Annotated in this window: 19 protein-coding genes; 8 read left to right on the plus strand and 11 right to left on the minus strand. The window is 72.2% G+C overall.

The window, feature by feature from the left end:
- Positions 1 to 26: 26 nt before the first annotated feature.
- Positions 27 to 515 carry an N-acetyltransferase family protein gene (locus tag AC07C1_RS08450; protein WP_478937766.1) on the plus strand — a complete coding sequence of 163 codons (489 nt, stop codon included), beginning with the start codon at positions 27 to 29 and terminating at the stop codon, positions 513 to 515.
- Positions 516 to 554: 39 nt separating this feature from the next.
- Here the strand turns inward: AC07C1_RS08450 and AC07C1_RS08455 are convergent, their stop codons facing one another.
- The 5 genes from AC07C1_RS08455 to AC07C1_RS08475 form a co-directional block, all read right to left on the minus strand.
- Positions 555 to 1,739 carry a MarP family serine protease gene (locus AC07C1_RS08455; RefSeq protein ID WP_478937767.1) on the minus strand — a complete coding sequence of 395 codons (1,185 nt, stop codon included), beginning with the start codon at positions 1,737 to 1,739 and terminating at the stop codon, positions 555 to 557.
- A 270-nt stretch (positions 1,740 to 2,009) separates the two neighbouring features.
- Positions 2,010 to 2,528, minus strand: a complete 519-nt coding sequence (locus AC07C1_RS08460; RefSeq protein WP_478937839.1) for a DUF4240 domain-containing protein — start codon at positions 2,526 to 2,528, stop codon at positions 2,010 to 2,012.
- Positions 2,529 to 2,584: 56 nt separating this feature from the next.
- Complete coding sequence (locus AC07C1_RS08465; RefSeq protein ID WP_478937768.1) at positions 2,585 to 3,568, minus strand: helix-turn-helix transcriptional regulator; 984 nt, start codon at positions 3,566 to 3,568, stop codon at positions 2,585 to 2,587.
- A 75-nt stretch (positions 3,569 to 3,643) separates the two neighbouring features.
- The gene (gene aceE, locus AC07C1_RS08470) at positions 3,644 to 6,346 is read right to left on the minus strand and encodes a pyruvate dehydrogenase (acetyl-transferring), homodimeric type (RefSeq protein ID WP_478937769.1); all 2,703 of its coding nucleotides are present in this window, start codon (positions 6,344 to 6,346) and stop codon (positions 3,644 to 3,646) included.
- Between the two features lie 259 nt (positions 6,347 to 6,605).
- Positions 6,606 to 7,229, minus strand: a complete 624-nt coding sequence (locus tag AC07C1_RS08475) for a GntR family transcriptional regulator (RefSeq protein WP_478937770.1) — start codon at positions 7,227 to 7,229, stop codon at positions 6,606 to 6,608.
- A 258-nt stretch (positions 7,230 to 7,487) separates the two neighbouring features.
- Between AC07C1_RS08475 and AC07C1_RS08480 the strand changes: the two genes are divergently transcribed.
- Genes AC07C1_RS08480 through AC07C1_RS08500 form a run of 5 tightly spaced genes read left to right on the plus strand, consistent with a single transcriptional unit; the run spans position 7,488 to position 9,311 of the window.
- Positions 7,488 to 7,655 (plus strand): hypothetical protein, encoded by a 168-nt coding sequence (locus AC07C1_RS08480; protein ID WP_478937772.1) that lies wholly within the window; start codon positions 7,488 to 7,490, stop codon positions 7,653 to 7,655.
- Positions 7,655 to 8,224, plus strand: a complete 570-nt coding sequence (locus AC07C1_RS08485) for a hypothetical protein (RefSeq protein WP_478937773.1) — start codon at positions 7,655 to 7,657, stop codon at positions 8,222 to 8,224. Before AC07C1_RS08480 ends, AC07C1_RS08485 begins: the two co-directional genes overlap by 1 nt.
- A gap of 44 nt (positions 8,225 to 8,268) precedes the next feature.
- Complete coding sequence (locus tag AC07C1_RS08490) at positions 8,269 to 8,538, plus strand: RNase A-like domain-containing protein (protein WP_478937774.1); 270 nt, start codon at positions 8,269 to 8,271, stop codon at positions 8,536 to 8,538.
- A 10-nt stretch (positions 8,539 to 8,548) separates the two neighbouring features.
- The gene (locus tag AC07C1_RS08495) at positions 8,549 to 9,112 is read left to right on the plus strand and encodes a hypothetical protein (RefSeq protein WP_478937775.1); all 564 of its coding nucleotides are present in this window, start codon (positions 8,549 to 8,551) and stop codon (positions 9,110 to 9,112) included.
- A gap of 4 nt (positions 9,113 to 9,116) precedes the next feature.
- Positions 9,117 to 9,311 (plus strand): contact-dependent growth inhibition system immunity protein, encoded by a 195-nt coding sequence (locus AC07C1_RS08500; RefSeq protein WP_478937776.1) that lies wholly within the window; start codon positions 9,117 to 9,119, stop codon positions 9,309 to 9,311.
- 122 nt (positions 9,312 to 9,433) lie between these two features.
- Here the strand turns inward: AC07C1_RS08500 and sucB are convergent, their stop codons facing one another.
- From sucB to AC07C1_RS08515, 3 genes are all read right to left on the minus strand, one after another.
- The gene (gene sucB / locus AC07C1_RS08505; protein WP_478937777.1) at positions 9,434 to 11,293 is read right to left on the minus strand and encodes a 2-oxoglutarate dehydrogenase, E2 component, dihydrolipoamide succinyltransferase; all 1,860 of its coding nucleotides are present in this window, start codon (positions 11,291 to 11,293) and stop codon (positions 9,434 to 9,436) included.
- Between the two features lie 61 nt (positions 11,294 to 11,354).
- The gene (gene lpdA, locus AC07C1_RS08510; RefSeq protein WP_478937779.1) at positions 11,355 to 12,743 is read right to left on the minus strand and encodes a dihydrolipoyl dehydrogenase; all 1,389 of its coding nucleotides are present in this window, start codon (positions 12,741 to 12,743) and stop codon (positions 11,355 to 11,357) included.
- A gap of 291 nt (positions 12,744 to 13,034) precedes the next feature.
- Positions 13,035 to 14,582 (minus strand): leucyl aminopeptidase, encoded by a 1,548-nt coding sequence (locus AC07C1_RS08515; protein ID WP_478937781.1) that lies wholly within the window; start codon positions 14,580 to 14,582, stop codon positions 13,035 to 13,037.
- A gap of 354 nt (positions 14,583 to 14,936) precedes the next feature.
- Between AC07C1_RS08515 and AC07C1_RS08520 the strand changes: the two genes are divergently transcribed.
- Entirely contained in the window at positions 14,937 to 16,973 is a 2,037-nt protein-coding gene (locus tag AC07C1_RS08520) for a hypothetical protein (protein WP_478937782.1), read from the plus strand.
- Between the two features lie 369 nt (positions 16,974 to 17,342).
- On the opposite strand, the gene AC07C1_RS08525 is transcribed toward AC07C1_RS08520, so the two are convergent.
- Positions 17,343 to 17,951 carry an RDD family protein gene (locus AC07C1_RS08525; RefSeq protein WP_478937783.1) on the minus strand — a complete coding sequence of 203 codons (609 nt, stop codon included), beginning with the start codon at positions 17,949 to 17,951 and terminating at the stop codon, positions 17,343 to 17,345.
- A gap of 46 nt (positions 17,952 to 17,997) precedes the next feature.
- Positions 17,998 to 18,783: an adenosylcobinamide-GDP ribazoletransferase gene (locus tag AC07C1_RS08530; protein ID WP_478937784.1), complete on the minus strand. Its 786-nt coding sequence runs from the start codon at positions 18,781 to 18,783 to the stop codon at positions 17,998 to 18,000.
- Between the two features lie 60 nt (positions 18,784 to 18,843).
- Between AC07C1_RS08530 and AC07C1_RS08535 the strand changes: the two genes are divergently transcribed.
- Positions 18,844 to 19,608, plus strand: coding sequence for a hypothetical protein (locus AC07C1_RS08535; protein WP_478937785.1), 765 nt, complete (start codon positions 18,844 to 18,846; stop codon positions 19,606 to 19,608).
- Positions 19,609 to 20,022: 414 nt separating this feature from the next.
- Here AC07C1_RS08535 and AC07C1_RS08540 read toward each other — a convergent pair whose 3' ends face one another.
- Complete coding sequence (locus AC07C1_RS08540) at positions 20,023 to 20,766, minus strand: hypothetical protein (RefSeq protein ID WP_478937786.1); 744 nt, start codon at positions 20,764 to 20,766, stop codon at positions 20,023 to 20,025.
- Between the last annotated feature and the right edge of the window lie 2 nt (positions 20,767 to 20,768).

The raw sequence follows: 20,768 nt of genomic DNA on the forward strand, positions 1-20,768 counted from the left end.
GGAGGACCCGCCGTAGGGTGATCGTCATGCCGGAGCCGTACATACGCACCGCCCGCCTCGACGACGACGGGCAACTGTCCGCCCTCGACCGGGCCACCTGGTCCCCCCTGCACGCGGTGATGCCCGAGCCGCAGCCGCCCTACGACCCCTTCTTCGACGAGCGGCACGGCCCGGACGGCTACCTGGTCGCCGAAGACGGCGGGCGCGTCGTCGGCTACATCCGCCTCGCCCGCCCGACCCCGCTCGCCTCGAACGCGCACGTCCTCGCCATCCAGGGCTTCGCCGTCGCCGAGGAGGCGCGCGGGCGGGGCGTCGGGCGCGCGCTGGTCCGGGCCGCCGCCGAGGAGGCGCGCAGCCGTGGTGTGCGGCGGCTCACCCTGCGGGTGCTCGGGCACAACACCCCGGCCCGCACGCTCTACGAGCGCGAGGGCTTCGCCGTCGAAGGGGTGCTGCCGGGGGAGTTCCACCTGGACGGCCGTTACGTCGACGACGTCCTCATGGGCCGTCGGCTGTGAGACCCGTCCGGGGGGCCTGTCGCCAGCCGGACGGCGCCCCTACGAGTCGACCAGTTCCCCCGTGTCCACCGCCGTCGTCGCCGTGACCGCGCGCCGGGCGTCGCCCGCCACCTCGGTCGCCGTCAGCACATACCCCGTCTCGGCGTCCGAGGTGGAGCGGGCGAAGACCACCCCGAACACCCTGCCGTCCGTGGTCAGCAGCGGGCCACCGGAGTTGCCCGGCCGGACCGTGGAGCGGATCGAGTAGATCTCCCGGGTGACCGCACCGTCGTTGTAGATGTTCTGGCCGGTCGCCCGCACCCGGTTCGCCACCGTCGCCGCCTGCAGGTCCAGACTTCCGTCCTGCGGATAGCCCGCCACCACCGCCGAGTCCCCGCGCACCGCACTCGTGTCGAAACGCAGCACCGGGGCACGCAGCTCCGGCACGTACAGCACCGCCACGTCCCGGTCGGGGTCGAAGAGCACCACCCGGGCCGCGTACGGCCGCCCGACCCCTCCCACCCGCACGCTCGGCCGGTCGATGCCCGCCACCACGTGCGCGTTGGTCATCACATGCCGCGCGGCGTAGACGAAGCCGCTGCCCTCCCGGCCCTCGGTGCCCGTGGCGCCCTCGATCTTCACCGTGCTCAGCCTGGCGGCGTTCGCCGCGGCCGGGGTGACGCTGTCGCCGGTGGGCCGGGCCACCCGGGCCGTCGACTCGTTCTCGAACGGGTTGAAGACCTGCGGGAAACCCGCCTCGGTGAGCGCGGACGTGGCCCGTGAGAACCAGGCGGGCGTGGTCTGCGGCATCGCCTGCTGCACCGTGCCCAGCAGCGCCGAGTTCCGTATCGCCGTCGTCAGGGTCGGCGACGGCGCCGCGCCCAGCACGCTCGCCGCGACCCAGGCCACGATCAGCACCGCGACCGAGTTGGCCGTCGCGCCCCCGATCCCGTCCGCCACCCGCAGCGGGCCCCGGTCCAGCTCGCCGCGCAGCCGCAGCGCCAGCCGGCCCGCCAGCTCATGCCCCATCCCCGCCGGCACCAGCACCGTCAGCACCGCGAGCACCGTCGCCTGCGCGGAGCCGCGCTCCACCAGCCCCGTCACCCAGGGCAGCGCCCACACACCGACGACGGCGCCGCCGACGAACCCGGCCAGGGAGACGCATCCGGCCACCAGCCCACGCCGGTAACCCGACACCGCGTAGAGGAGGATCACCAGCACAAGCACCAGGTCGAGCAGGTCCACGGAGCCGCCTTTCTCTCGGACCCCTCAGTACGGACGGGGCGGGTCCGCTGATCAGCCACGCGCACACGAGCGGCCACCGGGCGGCGAACCGGCAACGTACGCGGGTACCCACAGAAACGTCCCGGACCAGGACGATGGTTCCACCGGGTGGCACAGTGCACATCGCGGGCACGGCACAACACCCCGAGAGTGGGATCACACTGTCGTCCGAAGGGCGCCGAGGGGCCAGGGAACGGCACCACCGGGCACACCCTCCATGAGGCCGGGGCGTCAGTCCTTGAAGCGCTCCCACAGCCGGGGATACCGCTCCGCGAGCGCCCGCTCGTTCTCGAAGTCCACCGGCCTGCCCCCCGGCTCGGCGGGCGCCGGGGCAATGCCCAGGTCGGGCGCGACGGTGCCGGTCAGCTGCTCGTAGGCCTCGTCCGCCGCGTAGCCCAGCTCCTCGCCGTCGCCGTCGATCTCCTCGTCGAACTCGCCCAGCAGCTCCGCCAGGGAGTCCGGATCGTGCAGGGCGCCCTCGAAGACCTCCCGGCCCTGACCGATCAGCCAGCACCGGAAGAAGTCGAACGCGTCGTCGCTGCACCCGTCCAGCAGCACCCAGGCGGCGCCCCACAGATCCCAGCGGTAGGCGCGGTTGTAGCGGGCCTCGAAGTGACGGGCGAAGTCCAGGACCAGGTCGGGATCCAGCCGCAGCAGACGCTCCACCAGCAGGTCCGCCTGCTCCTCGGGATCGCCCCCGGCGGCCTCGCGGGTGGCGTCGATCAGCTCCCAGAACTCCGTCTCGTCCATCACGGCACCAGCATCGGGCCTCGGCCGGTGGGCCGCACGCGGAGTACCGCGGATCGTTACCCGGCGTCCGCGCGCCGGTACAGCGCCGCCGTCCGGGCCGCGTCCGCGGCGAACCGCTCCCGCAGGCTCGCCGGTGCCAGCACCTCGGCCTCCGGGCCGAGCGCGGTCAGCTGGGTGTGCGCGACCTCCTCCGACTCCACCGGCAGGGTCGCCGTCACCCAGCCCTCGGCGTCCGGCTCGCCCGCACCGCCGAGCGCCTCGCGCGCGGACAGCGGATCGACGGCGTACGGCAGTCCGCGCACGCCCTCCGGGGACAGCCGTACGACGACCTCGGCGCGCAGGATCGAGCGCGCGAACCGCTCGGCCTGCGCCGCCCAGTGGCCGGGCAGCTCGAAGTCCGGGTCGCGGCCGAAACGCTCGTCCAGGATGTCCAGGCCGGTGAACCGGTCGATCCGGTAGGTCCGGAAGGAGCCGTCGGCCACCCGCGCGCACAGGTACCAGACGCCCGCCTTCAGCACGAGACCGTACGGCTCCAGCGTCCGCTCCACCTCGTCGGCCCCGCGCCGGTAGCGGGCGGCGACGCGGCTGTCCGCCCACACCGCCTCGGCGAGCACGGGCAGCAGTGCGGGTGTCTCCGCCTCCCGGAACCAGGCGGGCGCGTCCAGATGGAAGCGCTGGGCGGCGCTGTCCGGGGCGTCCCGCAGGGAGGGAAGCAGCGCGGCCGAGACCTTCAGCCGGGCCGCCGACGCCGCGTCCTCCAGACCCATCTCCCTCAGCGCCCCCGGCACCCCGCTCAGGAACAACGCCTCGGCCTCGCTCCGGGCCAGCCCCGTCAGCCGTGTCCGGTATCCGCCGACCAGCCGGTACCCCCCGGCCCGCCCCCGCTCGGCATACACCGGCACCCCCGCCTCCGACAGCGCCTGCGCGTCCCGGGTGACCGTCCGCTCGGACACCTCCAGCTCCCGCGCCAGCTCGGCGGCGGTCATGGAGGGCCGGGACTGCAGGAGGAGGACCATCTTGATGAGGCGTGCGGCGCGCATGGCCCCATGATGCCGGGGGCCACCGACACAGAAGGGGCACGGCGGCGGCCGTACCCCTTCCCAGGACCCCGGTGACTACAGCCCGTACTTCTCCCGGGCCTCCTTCACCGCCGTCGCCTTGACCTCGCCGCGCCTGGCCAGCTGGGCCAGGGCCGCGACGACGATCGACTCGGCGTCGACGCCGAAGTGGCGGCGGGCGGCCTCACGGGTGTCCGACAGACCGAAGCCGTCGGCGCCCAGCGAGGACCAGTCCTGCTCGACCCACTGCGCGATCTGGTCCGGGACCTGGCGCATGTAGTCGGAGACGGCCAGCACCGGGCCCTCGGCGCTCTGCAGCGCCTGGCGGACGTACGGCACCCGCTCCTCGCCGCGCAGCAGGGCCGTGTCGGCCTCCAGCGCGTCGCGGCGCAGCTCCGTCCAGGAGGTCGCCGACCAGACGTCGGCGGCCACGCCCCACTCCTCGGCGAGCAGCTGCTGCGCCTGAAGGACCCAGTGGATCGCCGTACCGGAGCCGAGCAGCTGGATCCGCGGGGCGTCGGCCGGGGCGGTGACGCCCGCGGACTCCGCCGTGTTGAAGCGGTACAGGCCCTTGACGATGCCCTCGTCGATACCCAGGCCCTGCGGCTTGGCCGGCTGCGGCAGCGGCTCGTTGTAGACCGTCAGGTAGTAGAAGACGTTCTGGTCCTCGCCCTCCTTGGCCTCGCCGTACATCCGGCGCAGACCCTCGCGGACGATGACCGCGATCTCGTAGGCGAAGGCGGGGTCGTAGCTGAGGGCGGCCGGGTTGGTGGCCGCGATCACCGGGGAGTGGCCGTCGGCGTGCTGCAGGCCCTCGCCCGTCAGGGTCGTACGGCCCGCCGTCGCGCCGACGAGGAAGCCGCGGCCGAGCTGGTCACCGAGCTGCCACATCTGGTCGGCCGTGCGCTGCCAGCCGAACATCGAGTAGAAGATGTAGAACGGGATCATCGCCTCGCCGTGCGTCGCGTACGACGACGAAGCGGCGATGAAGTCGGCCATCGAACCGGCCTCGGTGATCCCCTCGTTGAGGATCTGGCCGTTCTCGGCCTCCTTGTAGTACATCAGCTGGTCGCGGTCGACCGGCTCGTACGTCTGACCCTTGGGCGAGTAGATCCCGAGCGACGGGAACAGGCTCTCCATGCCGAAGGTGCGTGCCTCGTCCGGGACGATCGGCACCCAGCGCCTACCCGTCTCCTTGTCGCGGACCAGGTCCTTGACCAGACGGACGAAGGCCATGGTGGTGGCCACGTTCTGCGAACCGGAGCCCTTGTCGAAGGAGGCGAACGCCTTCTCGGCCGGGGCCGGCAGCGGAGCCAGCGCGTGCGTACGACGGGCCGGGGCCGGGCCGCCGAGGGCCGCGCGACGCTCCTGGAGGTAACGGACCTCGGGGGAGTCGGTGCCCGGGTGGCCGTAGGGGACCACGCCGTCGATGAAGTCGCTGTCCTTGATCGGCAGCTCCAGCAGGTCGCGCATCGTCTTGAACTCGTCCACCGAGAGCTTCTTCATCTGGTGGTTGGCGTTCTTCGACGCGAAGCCCTCGCCGAGGGTGTGGCCCTTGACCGTCTGGGCCAGGATGACGGTCGGCGCGCCCTTGTGCTCGACGGCGGCCTTGTACGCGGCGTAGACCTTGCGGGCCTCGTGACCGCCGCGCGAGAGATGGAAGCACTCGAGGATCTTGTCGTCGCTCAGCAGCTTCGCCATCTCCACGAGCGCCGGGTCGGCGCCGAAGAAGTCCTGGCGGATGTAGGCGGCGTCGCGGGTCTGGTACGTCTGGATCTGCGCGTCCGGTACCTGGCGCAGCCGGCGTACGAGCGCGCCGGTGGTGTCCAGCCGGAACAGCTCGTCCCAGGCCGAACCCCACAGCGTCTTGACGACGTTCCAGCCGGCGCCGCGGAACTGGGCCTCCAGCTCCTGCACGATCTTGAAGTTGGCGCGGACCGGGCCGTCGAGGCGCTGCAGGTTGCAGTTGATGACGAAGGTGAGGTTGTCCAGCTCCTCGCGGGCTGCGAGCGCGAGGGCCGCCGTCGACTCCGGCTCGTCCATCTCGCCGTCGCCGAGGAAGGCCCAGACGTGGGACGCGGAGACGTCCTTGATGCCGCGGTTGGTGAGGTAGCGGTTGAAGCGCGCCTGGTAGATCGCCGACAGCGGGCCGAGGCCCATGGAGACGGTCGGGAACTCCCAGAGCCAGGGCAGGCGGCGCGGGTGCGGGTACGACGGCAGGCCGTTGCCGCCGGCCTCCTGGCGGAAGTTGTCGAGGTGCGCCTCGTTCAGGCGGCCGTCGAGGAAGGCGCGGGCGTAGATGCCGGGGGAGGCGTGGCCCTGGATGTAGAGCTGGTCGCCGGAGCCGTCACCCTCCTTGCCCTTGAAGAAGTGGTTGAAGCCGGTCTCGTACAGCCAGGCCGCGGAGGCGAAGGTGGCGATGTGGCCGCCGACGCCGTGCTTCGCGCCACGGGTCACCATCGCGGCCGCGTTCCAGCGGTTCCACGCGGTGATCCGGGCCTCCATCTCCGGGTCACCGGGCTGGCCCGGCTCGGCGGAGGTGGGGATGGTGTTGACGTAGTCCGTCTCGAGGAGCTTCGGCAGCGCGATGCCGCCCGCCTCGGCGCGCTCCAGCGTGCGGCGCATCAGGTACGCGGCGCGATGCGGCCCGGCCTCCCGTGCGACGGCGTCGAGGGAGGCCTGCCATTCGGCGGTCTCCTCCGGGTCGCGGTCCGGGAGCTGGTCGAGCGCGCTCGGCTGGATGGCGTTGGGGTCGGTCATGTCGCCGCCTTCCTCAGTCGAAGGGGGTTCCCTCATCGGTAAGGGTTCGGGGTGCCCTTGGTCTTTGGCAGGACAGGGCAGCGGACCTCGGTGGAGGTCCGTCGGCGACTGTAACTCCCTGATCGATGATCGATCAAAGGGGCGAGGGCGAAAACCTCTTGATTTCGAGAAAGTCGGCACGCGGTGCCTTCGGTACTGGCACCGGGTGACGCCGGAAGGGTGGATTTTCGCAGGTGAGCGGCGGGATGCTCGGGTGCGGTCAGGGGCGCGGAGCGCAGCCCAGGACGTGCGCCTTGACCAGCTCCGCGATCCGCGGATCCCGCCGCTTGAACGCCTGCACCAGCTCCTCGTGCTCCTCGGCGTACGACTGCTGCACCGTGCCCAGCCAGCGGATGGACAGGGCCGTGAACACCTCGATGCCCAGGCCCTCCCAGGTGTGCAGCAGCACGGAGTTGTCCGCGGCGCGGACCAGTTCCCGGTGGAAGCCGACCGTGTGGCGGACCTGGCCGGTGCCGTCGGCCTTGCGGTCGGCGTCGTAGAGCGCCGCCACATGCGGCTCCAGGGCCGAGCAGTCCACCGCGAGGCGGTCCGCCGCCAGCTCCGCCGCGATGGCCTCCAGGCCGGCCCTGACGGGGTAGCTCTCCTCCAGGTCCGCCGCGGTCAGACTGCGCACGCGCACGCCCTTGTTGGGGGCCGACTCGATCAGCCGCAGCGACTCCAGCTCACGCAGGGCCTCGCGGACCGGGGTCTGGCTGACCTCCAGCTCGGTGGCGATCCGCCGCTCGACGATGCGCTCACCCGGCTGCCAGCGCCCGCTGACGATTCCTTCCACGATGTGCTCGCGGATCTGCTCGCGCAGCGAGTGGACGACGGGCGCGGTCATGGGGGCTCCTTAGGGAGGGCTGACGTTTAGACGATACGGCGGGTTCGGTTCTCGGGGAGGACGCGTGGCGGTGCTTTGACGCAGGTGAGACGAGGCGCACACGAGGTTTGTGGCGCCTGAGGGCCCCCACGCGCGCCTGTCGTCCGGCGAGTGCGCGCGGGTTTGCGGCTTGTCACGCACTTCACCGCGCGCTGCCCGCGTGGCCAGTCCAAATCCAGCACCCGTCGAACCCGCCTTCGATTAGGTTGGTGCGCAGGCGTGAGCAGGCAGTCGAGTCTGAGGGGAACGGGGGGCCTGGTGGGCCGGAAGAAGGACCTGGCGGCCAAGGACGAGGATCTGACCAAGCTGGCCGACGACCTCCACTCCATGCAGGAGCATCTGACCCGGCAGGTCCAGCGCATGGACGGGCTCGTCGACGATCGATGATGGCCGAGCTCGACGAGCGGTCGTGGGCCGAGGCGATCGGGATGTACGCGCGCAGGTACACCATCGCCAAGGTGACGCGCAGGGAGCACGAGGACTGGGCGCTGGATGTGTACACCCTGATGCGCGGTGACACGCCGGACACGCGCGGCTGGCGCGTGAACGACCCCCTCGCGGACGAGTTCGAAAGGCTGGACGACCCGTTCTACCCCTTCGTCGAACTGCCGGCCGACCCCGAGAAGGCGGACGCCCTCAAGTCCCGTGTGTACGAGATTCCGCGCTCTTCCGCCAAGAAGTTCCTCGTAGCCCTTTCCGCGCTGTGGCTCAATATCGAGGAAACTCCGGAATTCGAAGAACGCAGGTATGGCCTGGAGAGGAAGGCCGACGTAATTCTCTCTCGCTTTCCTGAGGGTTCCCGCTTCTACGCCAACACCGGGCGGGACAGCGCACATCTCGACTACTACAAGCGGATTTCTGGCTGCACCACAATTTCCCGGCACGGCTGGGACCTCGGCCTGTTCCTCGTCTCCGAGACGGAGGTAGGCATGGTCTGGTCCTTCCACGCGTGGTGACCCGACCGACACGATTCGAGCCCTACCGCCCCTGAAGGAGCCCCGTGCGCACCCGCACCGCCACCTACCCCGACCGGGAAACCACCCAGTGGGCGACCCAGCACGTGGTCACCAGCAACGAACAGGTCATCCACCGCTGGCTGGCCCGGTCCACTCGGGCGCGGCTGACGATCGAGGCGGCCTGGCCGTCCCGGCAGGAGCCCGTCGGCAAGGTACTGCTGCAGGCCCTGATGCTGGCCGGGCGCGGAGCCGTCGACGTCCGGGCCGCCCGGGTCGTGCTGCGCCGCGAGCCGGCCGCCGCGCACGGGTTGTGAGGAGACAGCGATGGCCGAGCTCGACGAGTGGTCGTGGGCCGATGCGGTCGGCATGTACGAGCGTCGGGCGACCATTGCCAAGGTGACGAGCAGAAAGCACGAGAACTGGGTGCTCGACCTGCGCACCCTGACGCGCGGTGACACCCGCGACGCCCGCGGCTGGCGCACGGTGGACGCATGGGAGGGCGAACTCGAAAGGCTCGAGGAACCGTCCTACCCCTTCGTCATGCCTCCGGAGGTCTCCACGACGGCGGAAGGCTGGAAGTCCTACCTGGATGAGATCCCGCGTTCTCAGGCCGTACGGTTCCTTGTGGCCCTATCCACGCCCTGGGTCGATGTCACAAGAGAACCGGATTTCGAGGAGCGCAGGGAGGCCCTTGAAGCGAAGGCCCGCGTCATCCTGACGCGCTTTCCTGAGGGCTCACACTTTTATGCGAACACCGGGCGCGACAGCGATACTCTCGACTACTATCAGCGGGTTTCTGGTTGGAACCCCTTTTCCGTGCGCACCTTCGATTTCGGCTTGGTACTCGTGTCGCAGACGGAAGTCGGGATGGTCTGGACATACCGCTGATGTGATGCGATCCGCCGTCGAGTTCGGCGGGCACGACGCGGCCGTGGAGGACTTCGCCGCGACGACCGACCGGCAGCTCGTCGCGCGGCTCGTGGGGGAGATCCGGGAACTGCTGGCCCTCGGGCTCGACGAGAGCGAGTACGCCGTCGGCGCCGCCGAGCTGGGCATGGAGGTCGAAGCCCGGACCGGCTCACCGTGAGCGGCTGGCTCGCGGTGGTCGCGGCACGCCTCGCCTGACGGCGCCCCGCCCACCATGGGCAGAGCCCCCGTCCGGAGAAGGACTCCGGACGGGGGCTCTGCCGTACTGCCTGATCAGGGAGATCAGAGGCCCAGCTCGACCTCGAACTCGCCCGCCTCCAGGATCGCCTTGACCGCCGTCAGGTAACGGGCCGCGTCGGCGCCGTCGACCAGTCGGTGGTCGTAGGAGAGGGTCAGGTAGGTCATGTCGCGGACGCCGATGACCGTGCCCTCCTCGGTCTCGATGACGGCCGGACGCTTGACCGTGGCACCGATGCCGAGGATCGCGACCTGGCCCGGCGGCACGATGATCGTGTCGAACAGCGCGCCACGCGAACCGGTGTTGGAGATGGTGAAGGTCGCGCCGGACAGCTCGTCCGGGGTGATCTTGTTGGCGCGGACCTTGCCCGCCAGCTCCGCCGTGGCCTTGGCGATGCCCGCGATGTTGAGGTCGCCGGCGTGCTTGATGACCGGGGTCATCAGGCCCTTCTCGGAGTCCACCGCGATACCGACGTTCTCGGTGTCGAAGTAGGTGATCGTGCCCTCGGCCTCGTTGATCTTGGCGTTGATGACCGGGTGGGCCTTCAGCGCCTGCGCGGCGGCCTTGACGAAGAACGGCATCGGGGAGAGCTTGACGCCCTCGCGGGCCGCGAAGGAGTCCTTCGCCTTGGCACGCAGCTTCATCAGGCGGGTGACGTCGACCTCGACGACCGACGACAGCTGGGCCTGCTCGTGCAGCGCCTTGACCATGTTGTCGCCGATGACCTTGCGGATGCGCGGCATCTTGACGGTCTGGCCACGCAGCGGGGAGGCCTCCAGGGCGGGGGCCTTCTTCGCGGCGGCCGGGGCGGCGGCGGCCGGAGCCGGGGCGGCCTTCGCGGCCTCGGCGGCGGCGATGACGTCCTGCTTGCGGATACGGCCGCCGACGCCGGTGCCCTTGACGGTGGCCAGGTCGACGCCGTTCTCGGCGGCGAGCTTGCGCACCAGCGGGGTGACGTAGGCGCCCTCGTCGGTCGCCTGGGTGGCGGTCGGGGCGGTGGGCGCGGCGGCCGGGGTCACCGGAGCCGGAGCGGGCGCCGGAGCGGACGGCACCGGCTCGGGGGCCGGGGTCGTCACCTGCTGCGGGGCCGGAGCCGTCGGCGCCTGCGGGGCAGCCGGAGCCGGAGCCGGGGCGGCCGGAGCCGGAGCCGGGGCGGCCGGAGCCGGAGCCGGGGCGGCCGGAGCCGCGGGGGCGGCCGGGGCAGCGGCGGCGGGCGCCGGAGCCGGGGCGGCCGGCGCCGGAGCGGCGGCCGGGGCGGCACCGGGGGCGCCGATGACGGCGAGCTTGGCGCCGACCTCGGCGGTCTCGTCCTCGTTCACCACGATCTCCAGCAGCACGCCGGAGGCGGGCGCCGGGATCTCGGTGTCGACCTTGTCCGTGGAGACCTCGAGCAGCGGCTCGTCGGCCTCGACGGAGTCGCCGACCGACTTCAGCCAGCGGGTGACGGTGCCCTCGGTGACGGACTCACCGAGCGCGGGCAGGACCACGTCGGTGCCCTCGGCGCCGGAGGCACCGGCGGTGGCCTCGGCGGTCGGGGCCGGAGCGGGGGCGGCCTGCTCGGTGGAGGGGGCGGCCGGGGTCTGGGCGGCCGGGGCGGCCGTGGGGGTCGGCGCCGGCGCGGCCGCCTGGGCCTCAGCCACAGACGGGCCGGCGTCAGCCGCACCCGTGCCGTCGTCGATCACGGCCAGCTCGGCGCCGACCTCGACGGTCTCGTCCTCGGCGACCTTGATGGAGGCCAGCACGCCGGCGGCGGGCGAGGGGATCTCGGTGTCGACCTTGTCGGTCGAGACCTCGAGCAGCGGCTCGTCGGCCTCGACGCGCTCGCCCTCGGCCTTCAGCCAGCGGGTGACAGTGCCCTCGGTGACGCTCTCACCGAGCGCCGGAAGGGTTACGGAAACCGCCATGGTTTCGGTTGCTCCTAACGAATTGCGGAAGTCTGTGTCGTCGCGCCCGTTGACCGAAGGCTCAGTCGTGGGAGTGCAGCGGCTTGCCGGCCAGCGCCAGGTGCGCCTCGCCCATCGCCTCGTTCTGCGTCGGGTGGGCGTGGATGAGCTGCGCGACCTCGGCCGGCAGCGCTTCCCAGTTGTAGATCAGCTGGGCCTCGCCGACCTGCTCGCCCATCCGGTCGCCGACCATGTGGACGCCGACCACGGCACCGTCCTTCACCTGGACGAGCTTGATCTCGCCCGCGGTGTTGAGGATCTTGCTCTTGCCGTTGCCCGCCAGGTTGTACTTCAGAGCGACGACCTTGTCCGCGCCGTAGATCTCCTTGGCCTTGGCCTCGGTGATACCGACGGAGGCGACCTCCGGGTGGCAGTACGTCACCCGCGGGACACCGTCGTAGTCGATCGGGACGACCTTCAGACCGGCCAGACGCTCCGCCACCAGGATGCCCTCGGCGAAGCCGACATGCGCGAGCTGGAGCGTCGGAACCAGGTCACCGACGGCGGAGATGGTCGGGACGTTGGTCCGCATGTACTCGTCGACCAGGACGTAGCCACGGTCCATGGCGACACCCTGCTCGTCGTAGCCCAGGCCCTGGGAGACCGGGCCACGGCCGACGGCGACGAGGAGGTACTCGGCCTCGAACTCCTTGCCGTCGGCGAGGGTGACCTTGACGCCGTCCTGGGTGTACTCGGCCTTCTGGAAGAAGGTGCCGAGGTTGAACTTGATGCCGCGCTTGCGGAACGCGCGCTCGAGAAGCTTGGAGGAGTTCTCGTCCTCGACCGGGACGAGGTGCTTGAGGCCCTCGATGACCGTGACGTCCGCGCCGAAGGACTTCCACGCCGAGGCGAACTCGACGCCGATGACACCGCCGCCCAGGATGATCGCGGACTTGGGCACGCGGTCCAGGACGAGGGCGTGGTCGGAGGAGATGATCCGGTTGCCGTCGATCTCCAGGCCCGGCAGCGACTTTGGCACGGAGCCGGTCGCCAGCAGGATGTGGCGGCCCTGGACGCGCCGGCCGTCGACGTCGACGGAGGTGGGGGAGGACAGGCGGCCCTCGCCCTCGATGTAGGTCACCTTCCGGGAGGCGATCAGGCCCTGCAGACCCTTGTACAGGCCGGCGACGACGCCGTCCTTGTACTTGTGGACCGCCGGGACGTCGATGCCCTCGAAGGTGGCCTTGACGCCGAACTGCTCGCTCTCACGGGCCTGGTCGGCGATCTCGCCCGCGTGCAGCAGGGCCTTGGTGGGGATGCAACCCCGGTGCAGGCAGGTGCCGCCGACCTTGTCCTTCTCGATCAGAGCGACGTCCAGGCCCAGCTGCGCCCCGCGCAGGGCCGCGGCGTAACCACCGCTACCACCGCCGAGGATCACTAGGTCGAAAACGGTGCTGGCGTCGTTCGCCACGTCACGTCCTCCATGCATGTGCGCCGTAGACCGGTCTCCTGTGACCGGCAGGCGGCTGGTGTCCGGCCGCTTGATGCTTCGGCCCTTCGGTGGGGGCCCTGTCCTGCCGGGCTCCATCTTTGCACTTGTCGGACGTGATCGAGACGCCGGGCCGGGGTGTGAGACGTCCCACGTTCACCGGGAACCGACAGAGCGGCGGTACCGCCGAAGGGGCGTGGGGAACCGCGTGATCGGTCCCCCACGCCCCCGCGGACGCCGTTCGGACAGAACCGCCCGAGCCGCCGGGCTGCGTCAGCCCAGGTCACCCGCGGCGGTGAGCTCGGCGAGCCGCACCAGCGTCCGCACCGCGGACCCCGTGCCGCCCTTGGGCGTGTAGCCGAACGGACCGCCCTCGTTGAACGCCGGGCCGGCGATGTCGAGGTGCGCCCAGGTGATCCCCTCGCCCACGAACTCGCGCAGGAACAGACCGGCGACCAGGCCACCGCCCATCCGCTCGCCCATGTTCGCGATGTCCGCGACGGAGGACTCCATGCCCTTGCGCAGGTGCTCCGGCAGCGGCATCGGCCAGGCCGGCTCGCCGACCTCCTCCGCCGCCTCGTACACCGCGGAGCGGAACGCGTCGTCGTTGGCCATGACGCCGAACGTCCGGCTGCCCAGCGCCAGCATCATCGCGCCGGTCAGCGTGGCGACGTCCACGATCGCGTCCGGGTTCTCCTGCGAGGCCGCCCACAGCGCGTCGGCGAGGACCAGCCGGCCCTCCGCGTCGGTGTTGAGGACCTCGACGGTCTTGCCGCTGTACATGCGCAGCACGTCACCCGGGCGCACGGCGGAGCCGGACGGCATGTTCTCGGCCAGCGCCAGCCAGCCGGTGACGTTGACCTCCAGGCCGAGCCGGGCGGCGGCGACGACGGCGGCGAACACGGCGGCGGCGCCGCTCATGTCGCACTTCATCGTCTCGTTGTGCCCGGCCGGCTTCAGGGAGATGCCGCCCGAGTCGTAGGTGATGCCCTTGCCGACGAAGGCCAGGTGCTTGTCCGCCTCGGGGTGCGTGTAGGACAGCTTCACCAGGCGCGGGGTCGCGGCCGAGCCGCTGCCAACACCGAGGATGCCGCCGTAGCCGCCCCTGGTCAGGGCCTTGTCGTCGAGCACCTGCACCTTGATGCCGTGTTCCTTGGCCGCGGCCTGGGCGATGCCGGCGAAGGCCGCGGGGGTCAGGTCGTTCGGCGGGGTGTTGATCAGGTCGCGGGCGCGGTTCAGCTCCTCGGAGACCGCGAGGGCGCGGGCGACGGCACCCTTGTGGGTGGTGTCGCGCGGCTTGCCGCCGAGCAGCGTGGCCTCCGCCAGCGGCGCCTTGCCGTTCCGGGCCCTGGCGGCGCCCTGCGCCTGGCGGCCGTTCTCCTTGTACGTGTCGAAGGAGTACGCGCCGAGCAGCACGCCCTCGCCGATCGCCACGATGGCGCCGGGGCTGTCGATGGGCAGCGCGAACGCGGCCTTCTTCGCTCCGGCGAGCGCGCGGGCCGCCACGCCGGCGGCCTTGCGCAGCGCCTCGGCGTCGTAGCCGGCGTCCGTCTCCTTGGCGTCGGGCTCCGCGCCCAGGCCCACCGCCACCACGAGCGGGGCCTTGAAGCCGGCCGGGGCGGGCAGCTTCGTCAGCTCGCCCTCGGCACCCGAGGCGCCGAGGGTCTCCAGGACGCCGGCCAGCTTGCCGTCGTACGCCTGGTCCACGGCTTCGGCGCCCGGCGCTACGACGGGGCCCTGGGCGCCCTTGGCGACACCGATCACGATCGCGTCGGCCCGGAGGCCGGGCGCCGCGGCGGTGCTGAGAGTCAGAGCAGTCACGGTGGTGAGATCTCGCTTCCGATGTGAAGTTGCTGTGGCCGATGTGGGGTGGGTCGACCGGGCCCGGGAGCCGACCCTAGGCCCAGGCCCGGGGACTGGTGGCAACCGGGGCCTTCACCCTGTCGGCGAACACCCGGGACGAGACTACGCGCGTGCGCGCGTTCGCTCATTCCTGCGGGTGTTCACCTGTGCGTGGCGTCATGGCCACTTCTGCCCCCTGCGCACCGCTGACCTGAGCCACACTCGTCGGGTTCCGGTGGGCCGTCTGCCCGCCGATTCGCACCATGTGCACCGACTCTCCGCGGTTTCGGCACGGATCCGCCGCCGAGGGTCTTCTGGGGGGAGGAACCTGTCATGGCTCATCGGACACACCGCTGGAGAACGGCCGGCGTCACCGCGACGGCCGCGGGAATGATCACGCTGGGACTGGCCGCGCCGGGTGCGTCGGCCGCGACCGATCCGCGCATCGACCTGAGGGTGCTGGTCGTCGACGACGGCGCCGGCCCGGTCGGCGCGATCACCGCCCAGCTGCGGAGCGAGGGCGTCCCGTACACCACCGTGGACCTGGACGACTCCGGCCGGCCCACGATCACCGGCACCTTCCTGAGCGACACGGCCGGCACCCGGCCCCGGGCGAAGTTCCAGGGCGTGGTCCTGCCGAACGAGGCCCCGTTCGGCGCCGGCTCGGCTGAACAGACGGCCCTGGAGACGTACGAGAAGACGTACGGCATCCCGCAACTCGACGCCTACACCTGGGCCCACCCCGAGGTCGGGCTCGACTACACCGACGGCAACGGCTACGCCGGCACCCTCGACGGACGCACGGCCACGGTGAGCGTGACCGGCCGGGCGGGCCCGTTCGGGTATCTGAAGGGCGCTTTCTCCTTCGAGGACAACTCGCCCTCGGTGGACGAGAGTTACGGCTTCGTCGCACAGCCCCGCGCCGGCTTCACCAGCTATGTCGACACCCCCGTGCCCGGCGGCACCGGCACCGGCAGCCTGCTCGGCGAGTACGCCCACGACGGCCGCCGCGAGCTGGTGGTGACCTTCGCCTACAACCAGTACCAGCAGCAGTTCCGGGTGCTGGCCCGCGGCATGGTCGAGTGGCTCACCCAGGGCGTGCACCTGGGGCAGGCCCGCAACTACCTCGCCGTGCACGTCGACGACGTCTTCGCGCCGGACGCCCGCTGGGACACCGAGCGCGACTGCACACCCGGCGACATCGACTGCGGCAGCGGCGGCACCGACACGACCACGCCGATCCGGATGACCGCGGCCGACGCCCAGTACGCGGCCTCCTGGCAGCAGAGCCACGGCTTCACCCTGGACATGGTGTTCAACGCGGGCGCCGGCGAGGAGTGGAAGAGCGAGAACGGCGGCAAGGACCCGCTGGCCGACCAGCTCCTGAAGGACAGGGCCCAGTACCGCTGGGTGAACCACACCTACACCCATCTCTTCCTCGGCTGTGTCCAGGACACCTCGACCGTGCCGTGGTCGTGCGCGAAGAACGCCGACGGCTCGACCAGGTGGGTGAGCCGCTCCGACATCTCCGGGGAGATCTCGGACAACTACAACTGGGCCCTCCGGCACGGCCTCTCCGTCGACCGGAGCGAGCTGGTCACCGGCGAGCACTCCGGACTGAAAACCCTGCCGCAGCAGCCGCAAGACAACCCCGAGCTCGGGCCCGCGCTCGCCGCCAACGGGGTGAAGTGGACCGCCTCGGACAACTCCCGCGAGTCCGGGCAGCGGGCCGTGGGCAACAGCACGCTCACCGTGCCGCGCTACCCGATGAACGTGTACTACAACGTGGGCACCAAGGCCGAGATGGCCGACGAGTACAACTGGATCTACACCGCCACGGCGGACGGCGGCAGCGGGACCTGCGAGAACAACCCGGCCTCGACCTGTCTGTCCCAGCCGCTGGACACCGCCACCGGCTTCACCGACCACATCGTGCCCGCCGAGGCCCACACCGACCTTGGACACGTGCTGAGCAACGACCCGCGCCCGCACTACGCCCACCAGTCCAACCTGGCCGAGGACCGCACCCTCTACCCGGTCCTGGAGCGCGTACTGGCCGACTACCAGGCCCTGTTCGCCGGCAACACCCCGATCGTCAACCTGCCCCAGAGCGCCATCGGCGCCGAACTGCAGAACCGGGCCACATGGCAGACCGCGCTCGACGCCGGCCACGTCACCGCCTACCGGATCGGAAACACCGTGACCGTCACGGCGCCGTCCGGCACGCAGATCCCGGTGACCGCGCCGGAGGGCACCAGGCAGCAGCTCACCCTCGGCAGCACCACGTTCGGCACGGCCTACGCCGGTGAGCGCTCGTCCTGGGCGGCCCCCGGCCCGCTCCAGTCCGCGCTCACACTGAAGCTGCCGTAGGGGAAGACGCCCCGTCAGGGGCGCGGGGAACTGCGCGACCGGCCACCGTGGGCCTGCGGCGGGGGTCCGGTCCGCGGTTCCCGGCGACCCTGCCCGCGCTCGCCGCCCACCACCTCGACGGGGTGCCGTACCCGCGCACGTCCCGGGCCTTCCGCCGGGCCACCGCCGGCACCCCGGCCGGCTGCCTCACCGGCACCTCGAGGGCCCCTGGACGACGTACCGCCGTACATCCGCGCGTCGCCGCGCCTACCCCGGCCGCGGGGTCCGCCAGTGCCACCTGGTGTACGGGGTCCCGGCCGGTGCCGACGTGGCCGCCGCGGCGCACGAGCGGGGCGCCGCCGTGCACTGCGCGGTGCCCGGTACGGGGGTTCACCCCTGGGGCACGCTGCTCCACGACCTGGATTCCGCCCGCTGAAAGGCCCCCTCGACCGAGGTGCCGGCCAGCCGGTCGGCGAGGGAACGGCGGCCGGGGGAGAGCACCGGCACCGCGTTGACCAGGAAGAAGGCCAGCGCGACCGTCCACACCAGCACCGACAGCACGAAGTGCCCCCGGACCAGCAGCACGCAGGCCAGGGCGTACACGGCGACATCGGCGGCGGTGGTGACGGCGGCCCGGCGCAGGGCGCGTCGGGAGAGGCGCGGAGTGACCCGGAGACCCAGCAGGCCCTTGCCGAGGGTGCGGCCGAGCAGCGCCAGGCAGGCCCACTGGTAGAGGAACGTGACGAGGACGAGCGCCCCGAAGGCCTCCTCCACATCCAGCACCACCTTGTCCCACAGGGACAACCCGAGGGCTTCGGAGGCGCCGAGGACGTCACCGCGCGAGGTCACCAGGTCGAGGCCGCCGCGCGTGGCCAGCTCCGGCACGTCGGTGACGAGCGCGGTGATCCGGTGGAAGGTGAGGACCGCGAGCAGCGAGGCCGCGGCCACCACGAGAGCGAAGTCGACGAACCAGGCCATGGCACGGCGCAGCTTGAGCACGGATGTCCCCCGATCACACACTTCTCGTCCGTGTACGGGCGAGAGACTAGCGCCCCAGGGTCAGCGCCACGAGCGCGGTCGTCGCCGCCGTCTCCGCGAGCGCGCCGAACACGTCTCCGGTGACCCCGCCGAAGCGCCGGGTGCAGCGGCGCAGCAGGAGTTCGGCGACGGCTACGGCGGCGACCACCGCGAGGGCGGTGCGCGCGCCGTCGTACCCGCCGAGGCAGGCGCCCGCCGCCCCGGCCGCCACGACCACGCCGAGCGCGAGGGTGAGCGCCGCGCCCGCCGGGACCACCCCGGCCACCGCCGCGCCCAGCCCCTCCGGGCGGGCGGCCGGCACTCCGGTGCGCGCGGCGAGGGTGAGTGCGAGGCGGGCGGCGGTCGCCGCGACCACGGCGGCCAGGGCGCCCCGCGCCCACGAGCCGTCGTACAGCTGGGCCAGCACGGCGACCTGGGCCAGCAGCACCAGCACGAGGGTGAGCACCCCGAACGGCCCGATGTCCGACTGCTTCATGATCCTGAGCGCGTCCTCGGCCGGCTTGCCGCTGCCCAGCCCGTCGGCGGTGTCGGCGAGACCGTCGAGGTGCAACCCGCGGGTGAGCGCGGCGGGTACGGCGACGGAGGCGACGGCGGCGAGCAGCGGACCGGCGCCCAGGGCGAGCAGCCCCAGCCCCAGCCCCGCCGCGCAACCGCCGACGACCAGACCGGCCACGGGGGCGGTCAGCATCCCGCCGCGTGCGGCGTCCCGATCCCACCGGTGGACCCGGACGGGCAGCACGGTGAGCGTGCCGAAGGCGAAGCGGAGACCGTCGAGAGGGGAGGACTTGAGCACCGGCGCAGGTTACCCGGCGGTCGCCAGGTCGCCTCCCGCGCCCAGGGATAAGGTGCGCATATGGGGCACTGGTGGGAGCGGAACATCGTCGAGCCGGGCAAGCTCCCGCTGCTGCTCGCTCTCGCCGCCTTTGTCCTGACCTTCCTGGTCACCCGGGCCATCACCCGTCTGATCCGGGCCGGAAAGGGGCCGTTCGGCAACGTGAAGGCGGGCGGGCTGCACATCCACCACGTCGTCCCCGGCGTCGTCCTCACCGTCGTCGGCGGCTTCGGCGCGGTCGCCAGTGACCGGCACGGCGCCGGCGGGCTCGTCGCCGCCGTCCTCTTCGGCCTGGGCGCCGGACTGGTCCTGGACGAGTTCGCGCTGATCCTGCACCTGGACGACGTCTACTGGAGCGAGGAGGGCCGCAAGAGCGTCGAGGCCGTCGTGCTCACCGCCGCCCTGGTCGGCCTGCTGCTGGCCGGTTTCGTCCCGTTCGGCGTCAACGACCTGACCCCGGCGGAGCTGCAGGACCGCGGCGGCGTCATCGGCACCATCGCCGGGAACTTCCTCTTCGCGCTGATCGCCCTGGGCAAGGGGAAGGCCCGCATCGCGATCTTCGGGGTGATCGTGCCGCTGGTCGCGTTCGTCGGCGCCGTCCGGCTGGCCCGCCCCGGCTCCCCGTGGGCCCGCCGCTTCTACGGCCGCCGCCCCCGCGCCCGTGCCAAGGCCGTCCTGCGCGCCTACCGCCACGACCGCCGCTGGGCCCGGCCGCGACGGGCCGTCCAGGACTGGCTCGGCGGCAGACCCGACCCCGACCCGGCCCGCCTCCCCGACCACCACTGACCCCGCCTTGGCCGCAGAAGGACACCGGCACGGCCTGTGCCCATGACCGCCGCTGGGCCCGGCGCGGCGGACCGTCCAGGACTCGGTTGCCCGGCCGCCGCTGGCCGGGCCGTGGCTGCCCGAGGGGGCGCCCATGGGCTGTGCCCCTGACCGCTGGTGGGTCCGGCCGCCGCTGACCGCCCCGCAGCCGCCGGTGGCGCCCCTGCGCGCCCGCGCCAAGGCCACCCCTGCGCGCCTACCGCCACGACCGCCGCTGGGCCCGGCCGCGACGGGCCGTCCAGGACTGGCTCGGCGGCAGACCCGACCCCGACCCGGCCCGCCTCCCCGGCCACCACTGACCGCCCCACAGCGGCCGGAGCGCCCCCCCACGGCCTGTGTCCATGACCGCCGGTCGGACCGGTCGCGGTGGGTCGTTCAGGGACGGATCGGTGGCAGGTGCGATCCGCGGCCGGTGCGGCTGTCCGGGGGGCGCTGGCCGCGCCGTGGCGGCCGGAGGGGCGCCCGCAGTCCGTGCCGGTGTCGCAGGGCCACCGCCAGGCACAGCATCCCCACGGCCATCAGCGCGGCCAGATGCTCCTTGCCGGCCAGGTTCTCCTTGACCAGCACCTCGGCGACCATCGCCACGGTCACCGCACCCGCCGTGAGATAGGCGCCGTACCGCCAGCTCACGAACACCGCGAGCCCCACCACGGCCGCCGACGGGCCGGTGTCCACCACCTGCGCGTCGGTCCAGGGCAGCCCGAACGGGGCGTGCGGGCCGAGCGTGATCCCCACGCGCGCGTACAGCGTCCCGGCGAGCGTGGCGACGTACGCGATGGCCAGCGTCCGCCACCAGCCCAGGCAGATCTCGGCGATCCCGAACACCAGCAGGATCTGCGCCAGCGCGCCCCACACCGGCAGGTCCAGCGCGGGCACGAACAGCGACAGGGGAGAGCGCAGCAGGGCCAGCCACAGCGGGTCCTCGGCCTGTACGGCACCCAGGTCCTGCACCGGCTGACAGCCCCACGGCTGGTTCTGCACGTACTGCAGGCAGGCCGTCAGGCACACGGCTGCGAGCGTCATCGGCAGCGCCCGCAGACGCCGTTCGCGCAGGGGCTCACGGACGGTGACGTACAGCAATCCCCACTCGGCGCGGGCCCAGCGGGCGACCGTTCCCATCA

Source organism: Streptomyces sp. NPDC045022 (assembly GCF_056432605.1).

What these genes read in the sequence shown, in the direction of transcription:
- AC07C1_RS08450 (WP_478937766.1), top strand. Translation starts at nt 27, where the DNA reads ATGCCGGAGCCGTACATACGCACCGCCCGCCTCGACGACGACGGGCAA.
- AC07C1_RS08495 (WP_478937775.1), top strand. Translation starts at nt 8,549, where the DNA reads ATGGCCGAGCTCGACGAGTGGTCGTGGGCCGATGCGGTCGGCATGTAC.
- AC07C1_RS08540 (WP_478937786.1), bottom strand. Translation starts at nt 20,766, where the DNA reads ATGGGAACGGTCGCCCGCTGGGCCCGCGCCGAGTGGGGATTGCTGTAC.
- AC07C1_RS08460 (WP_478937839.1), bottom strand. Translation starts at nt 2,528, where the DNA reads ATGGACGAGACGGAGTTCTGGGAGCTGATCGACGCCACCCGCGAGGCC.
- AC07C1_RS08465 (WP_478937768.1), bottom strand. Translation starts at nt 3,568, where the DNA reads ATGCGCGCCGCACGCCTCATCAAGATGGTCCTCCTCCTGCAGTCCCGG.
- aceE (WP_478937769.1), bottom strand. Translation starts at nt 6,346, where the DNA reads ATGACCGACCCCAACGCCATCCAGCCGAGCGCGCTCGACCAGCTCCCG.
- AC07C1_RS08520 (WP_478937782.1), top strand. Translation starts at nt 14,937, where the DNA reads ATGGCTCATCGGACACACCGCTGGAGAACGGCCGGCGTCACCGCGACG.
- AC07C1_RS08475 (WP_478937770.1), bottom strand. Translation starts at nt 7,229, where the DNA reads ATGACCGCGCCCGTCGTCCACTCGCTGCGCGAGCAGATCCGCGAGCAC.
- AC07C1_RS08485 (WP_478937773.1), top strand. Translation starts at nt 7,655, where the DNA reads ATGGCCGAGCTCGACGAGCGGTCGTGGGCCGAGGCGATCGGGATGTAC.
- AC07C1_RS08500 (WP_478937776.1), top strand. Translation starts at nt 9,117, where the DNA reads ATGCGATCCGCCGTCGAGTTCGGCGGGCACGACGCGGCCGTGGAGGAC.
- AC07C1_RS08535 (WP_478937785.1), top strand. Translation starts at nt 18,844, where the DNA reads ATGGGGCACTGGTGGGAGCGGAACATCGTCGAGCCGGGCAAGCTCCCG.
- sucB (WP_478937777.1), bottom strand. Translation starts at nt 11,293, where the DNA reads ATGGCGGTTTCCGTAACCCTTCCGGCGCTCGGTGAGAGCGTCACCGAG.